We start from the raw sequence: 1,572 nt of genomic DNA, 5'->3' as shown, positions 1-1,572 counted from the left end.
GGGCCTCCGGTCTGCCGAGGCGTTTGTGGGCGCCCACCGAACCGGCGAACAGATCGGCCTCCTGAGTCACCATGACGACCGCGCGGCGCAGGTCGGCATCGGCGATGTGCCGCAGGTCGACCCCGTCGAGGGTGACCCGCCCGCCGGACGGGTCGTAGAACCGGGTCAGCAGCTTGACCAGCGTCGACTTGCCCGCGCCGGTCGCGCCGACCACCGCGAGCACCTGACCGGCCGGGATGTCGAGATCGAACTCCGGCAGCACCGCCCGCCGCGGCCCGGCCGCCCGGCCGTAGTCGAACCACACCCGCTCGAGCCGCAGTCGGCCCTCGACCGCGCCGAGCGGCACCGGCGCGTCCGGTTCGGTCACCGCGGGCCGCTCCTCGAGCACACCGGAGATCTTCTCCAACGCCGCGGCGGCGGACTGGTAGGCGTTGAGCACCTGGGCCAGATCGTCGAGCGGTTTGTAGAAGTTGTTGAGGTACAGCAGGTAGGCGGCGAGGACGCCGACCGCCAGATCGCCGTGGATGACCCGCCAGGCGCCGACCACGATGACGACGACGGTGGTCAGGTTGCCCAGCAGGCGGGTCAGGCCCGAGTAGGCGGCCATACCCCGTAGCGCGACGACATTGGCGTCGCGGAATTCGTCGTCCTCGGCCGCGAGCACGGCGTCGTTGCGGCGCTCGCGCCGGAACGCCTGCACCGCGCGCATCCCGCCCATCGACTCGACGAAATGCACGACCACCCGGGCGGCCGCGGTGCGGGTGCGACGGTAGCCGGCGCGCTGTCTGCGCTGCGCCCAGCGGGTCACCAGGGCCAGCGGCACGAAGCCGATGAAGACGATCACCGCCAGCGGCGGGTCGAGATACACCAGCAGGCAGGCGATGGTGACCACCGACAGGATCGCCCCGAGCGCCAGGTTCATCGAGCTCTCCAGCAGTTCCTGCAAGGCCTCGATGTCGCTGGTGAGCCGGGTGACGACCTTGCCGGAGGTGTACCTCTCGTGGAAGGCGACGTCGAGGCGCTGGGCGTGGGCGAAAGCGCGCACCCGCAGATCGAACAGCACGTCCTGGCTGAGCCTGCCGACGTGGCGGTAGAAGCAGTAGGTCGCCGTGCCGCCGGCGAGCGCGCAGGCCGCGTATCCGCCGACCACCCACGCCAGCGTCGACCACGACCCATGACCGCCCGCCTCGATGCCGCGATCGAGACCGTGGGCGACGAACAGCGGGCCTGCCACCATGGCGGCGTTCTCGATCACGACCAGCACCAGCGCGATCGCCACCCGCCACCGGTACGGCCGGACCAGTTCGCCGAGCAGCACACGCGAGCGCCGCGCCAGGACCGTGTTGCCCGCGCCGGTGACCTCGGCGTCCTCGTTGGCGATCCCGCGCCAGTCGGTGACCGGCTCCGCGTCGGACCCGCTGTCGTCCCGGCTCACCGCCGCCCTCCCATCAGTTCGCGATATCGGCTCTCGGTGCGCAACAGCTGGTCGTGGGGCCCCGAGGCCGCCCTACCGGCCCCCACCGACAGCACCGCCCCGAAGGCGCGCGCGGGCGGCGACCGCCCGTGGCGGCC

1 protein-coding gene is annotated in these 1,572 nt (G+C 72.2%); it reads right to left on the bottom strand.

From position 1 onward, the window contains the following. A partial coding sequence (locus QH283_RS14375) for an ABC transporter ATP-binding protein (protein ID WP_280503502.1) occupies positions 1-1,435 on the bottom strand: 1,435 nt, incomplete at its 3' end. Positions 1,436-1,572: the final 137 nt, after the last annotated feature.

This window comes from Nocardia farcinica, from assembly GCF_029867845.1.
In the GTDB taxonomy this organism is placed as follows: Bacteria; Actinomycetota; Actinomycetes; order Mycobacteriales; family Mycobacteriaceae; genus Nocardia; species Nocardia farcinica_A.
Note: the sequence above shows the minus strand (reverse complement) of the source record. Positions and strands in the feature narration are given on the sequence as shown.